Raw genomic sequence first — 3307 nt, forward strand, 5'->3', positions numbered from 1 at the left:
CCAACATCGTCTACGCGCTCGACCTTTCCAGGCCGGGCGCGCCGATGAAGTGGAAGTACGAGCCCAACCCCGAGCCGGCGGCACAAGGAGTGGCCTGCTGCGATGTCGTCAACCGCGGAGCGGCCTTCGCCAACGGACGCATCTTCTTCAACACGCTGGACGGCCACACGATCGCGCTCGATGCCAATACGGGCAAGCCGATCTGGAACACTCATATCGGCAACATCAACATCGGCGAGACCATCACCATGGCGCCGCTGGTGGTGAAGGGCAAAGTTCTGGTCGGCAATTCCGGCGGCGAAATGGGCGTCCGCGGCTGGGTCAAGGCGCTGGATGCCGGAGACGGGCATGTTGTCTGGACGGCTTATGGCACTGGACCCGACAAGGATGTGCTGATCGGCCCGGACTTCAAGCCCCACTACGACATGGACAGGGGCACAGACCTTGGCGTGACGACATGGCCACCGGAAGCCTGGAAGATCGGCGGCGGCAATATGTGGGGCTGGATCTCCTACGATCCGGAGTTGAACCTGATCTTCCACGGCACGGGCAATCCAGGACCGTGGAATCCGGATTTGCGGCCAGGCGACAACAAATGGACATCCGGTATTTTCGCGCGTGACGCCGATACCGGAGCGGCGAAGTGGTTCTATCAGTGGAGCCCGCATGACCTCCATGACTATGACGGCATCAACGAGCAGATCCTTCTGGACATGACCTGGCAAGGCAAGCCGCGCAAGGTCCTTGTCCGACCGGAACGCAACGGCTACCTCTATATCCTCGATCGGACCACTGGAGAGGTGCTATCGGCCACAGCCTATGGCCCGGTCAATTCCAGCAAAGGCGTCGATCTGAAGACCGGCCGCCTGATTGCAAACCCTGACAAGAGAACCGGCACCGGCAAGGTGGTCCGAGACATTTGTCCGACGGCATCCGGCCTCAAGGACTGGCAGCCATCGGCGTTTTCGCCGAGGACCGGCCTGCTCTATATCCCCCACAACAATCTCTGCATGGATGAAGAAGGCGTCGAGGTAAACTACATCGCAGGCACGCCCTATGTCGGCATGAACGTACGCATGATCCCCGGGCCGGGCGGCAATCGTGGTGCTTTTACCGCCTGGGATGTTTCCGCCGCCAAGCCGGCCTGGGTCCTGAAGGAGAACTTTCCGGTATGGAGCGGCACCGTCGTCACTGCCGGCGATGTCGTCTTTTACGGGACCATGGAAGGCTGGTTCAAGGCGGTCAGCGCCAGGACCGGCGATCTGCTTTGGCAGTTCAAGACGTCGTCCGGCATCATCGGCCAGCCAATAACCTATCGCGGCCCCGATGGGCACCAGTATGTCGCAATTCTGTCAGGCGTCGGTGGCTGGGCCGGCGCCATCGTTTCGGGCGACTTAGACCCACGCGATGCCACCGCGGCACTTGGCTTCGTCAACGCGATGAAGGATCTGAAGAACGCTACCACGGCGGGAGGCACGCTTTATGTGTTCCGGCTGCCTTGATGGATTGAACTTGACCGTACGTCCGGCGCGAAAGGCGTTCCAACGGGTGGCGATCGGCATGGCCGGGCTCGCCTTGTTGCTCTTTCCGGCTGTTGCCAACGCACGTGAATTGAGAGTGTGCGCCGACCCGAACAACATGCCGTTTTCCAACGCGGCCGGTCAAGGGTTCGAGAACAGGATCGCGGAAATTGTCGCCACTGATCTTGGCGCCAAGCTGACGTATACCTGGTGGGCGCAGCGCCGTGGCTTCATCCGCAACACGCTGAAGGCAGGCCTTTGCGATCTCGTGCCCGGCACGCCTGCCAATCTCGAAATGCTGCGCACCACCACGCCTTACTACCGTTCGTCCTATGTCTTCGTGACCCGCCAGGACGGCCCGGACGTGACGTCCTTCAACGACCCGCGGTTGCAAGAATTGCGCATCGGTGTTCAGCTCATCGGCGACGATGGCGCCAACTCGCCGCCTGTCCAGGCGCTTGGCCGCCGCGGCATTGTCGGGCACCTCATCGGCTACCCCGTCTATGGCGACTACTCTGCTCCCAACCCGCCGGCGCGCATCGTCGAAGCTGTCGCGAACGGCGAGATCGACCTTGCCGTGGTCTGGGGTCCGCTCGCCGGCTATTTCGCGCAGAGGCAAAAGGTGCCGCTCCGGATCACGCCGGTCACGCCTCGCATCGATGGACCGCAACTGCCGCTGATGTACGACATCTCAATGGGTGTTCGACGCGAGGACGATGCGCTGCGTGGCGATGTGAATAGCGCGCTTGCCCGACACAAGGCCGAGATCGACGCGGTTCTGGCGCGATACGGCGTACCGCGTCTGGACATGGCCGGGAGACCGGCCCGATGAGGCGCGCTCTGGCGATGTTGCTGCCCTTGACACTGGCCCTGGTCGCCTGCCAGCGCGAGGAGCGCGACACGCGACCGCAATCGGCGCTCGGCTCAGGTGAGCAGCCGACGCCTGTGACCACGTTGGAGCCGGGCGGACAGCGACCCTCCCCCACCGACAACAAGGCGGCGAGCTTCGAGGCCAACGCCTTCCACATGAGCGAGGGCAAACGCCTGTTCGGCTGGTTCAACTGCTCGGGCTGCCATGCCAATGGCGGTGGCGGCATGGGTCCGGCGCTCATGGACGAGAAGTGGATCTACGGCAGCTCGATGGAAAGCATCCACGCCACGATCCGCGACGGCAGGCCCAACGGGATGCCAAGCTTCGGCCAGAAGATACCCGACGACCAGATATGGGAGCTGGCGGCCTTCGTGCGCGCACTGGGCGGCAACGCGCCGTCTTCCGCCGCGCCGCAACGCAATGACGACATGATGGTGCATCCCTCGGAAAACCGCCTGCCGGATGCCGCGACACTGGGCAAATCACCGTGAAGCGCCCGGCCTCGATGGCCTTCGCCTTCTGTGTCCTGTTTCTGCAGGGATGCGCAGGCTGGCAGTCGGCGCTTGACCCGAAGGGCCCCGCAGCCGGCGAGCTGGCCTGGCTCATCTGGTTCTTTGCCGCGCTTTGCGCGGTTGTTTGGGCGCTGGTGATGATCGCTCTCGCAGCACCGCTGGTCATGCGATCGCGTTCCGGCGATGAACCCCTCCTACTCGACGAAGCGGCCGAACGCGGCAAGATGCGCGTGGTCGTGTCCGCCGTCGGAGTGACCACCATCATCCTGATCGGACTGACGCTGCTAAGCTTTTTCGCCAACAGGACGCTGGCTGCGATCGGCTCGGAGGCTGCGCTGACAATCAGGGTGACCGGGCACCAGTGGTGGTGGGAGGTGCGCTACGAGGATGCTTTTTTTTTTTTC

3 protein-coding genes and 1 pseudogene are annotated in these 3307 nt (G+C 63.0%); all 4 read left to right on the forward strand.

Annotated elements, in window-relative coordinates; all coding sequences use genetic code 11:
- Positions 1-1502: PQQ-dependent dehydrogenase, methanol/ethanol family (locus EN990_RS34635; RefSeq protein ID WP_127388563.1), on the forward strand; the 1502-nt coding region annotated here is incomplete at its 5' end.
- Between the two features lie 58 nt (positions 1503-1560).
- The gene (locus EN990_RS34640; protein WP_244514477.1) at positions 1561-2352 is read left to right on the forward strand and encodes a substrate-binding domain-containing protein; all 792 of its coding nucleotides are present in this window, start codon (positions 1561-1563) and stop codon (positions 2350-2352) included.
- Positions 2349-2882: a c-type cytochrome gene (locus tag EN990_RS34645; RefSeq protein WP_013525142.1), complete on the forward strand. Its 534-nt coding sequence runs from the start codon at positions 2349-2351 to the stop codon at positions 2880-2882. The genes EN990_RS34640 and EN990_RS34645 overlap by 4 nt, the downstream gene beginning before the upstream one ends.
- A pseudogene (locus EN990_RS34650) lies at positions 2879-3307 on the forward strand (cytochrome c oxidase subunit II); the annotation flags it as partial. The gene EN990_RS34645 and the pseudogene EN990_RS34650, both read left to right, overlap by 4 nt.

This window comes from Mesorhizobium sp. M7A.F.Ca.US.005.03.1.1 (genome assembly GCF_003997975.1).
GTDB classification, from domain to species: domain Bacteria; phylum Pseudomonadota; class Alphaproteobacteria; order Rhizobiales; family Rhizobiaceae; genus Mesorhizobium; species Mesorhizobium ciceri.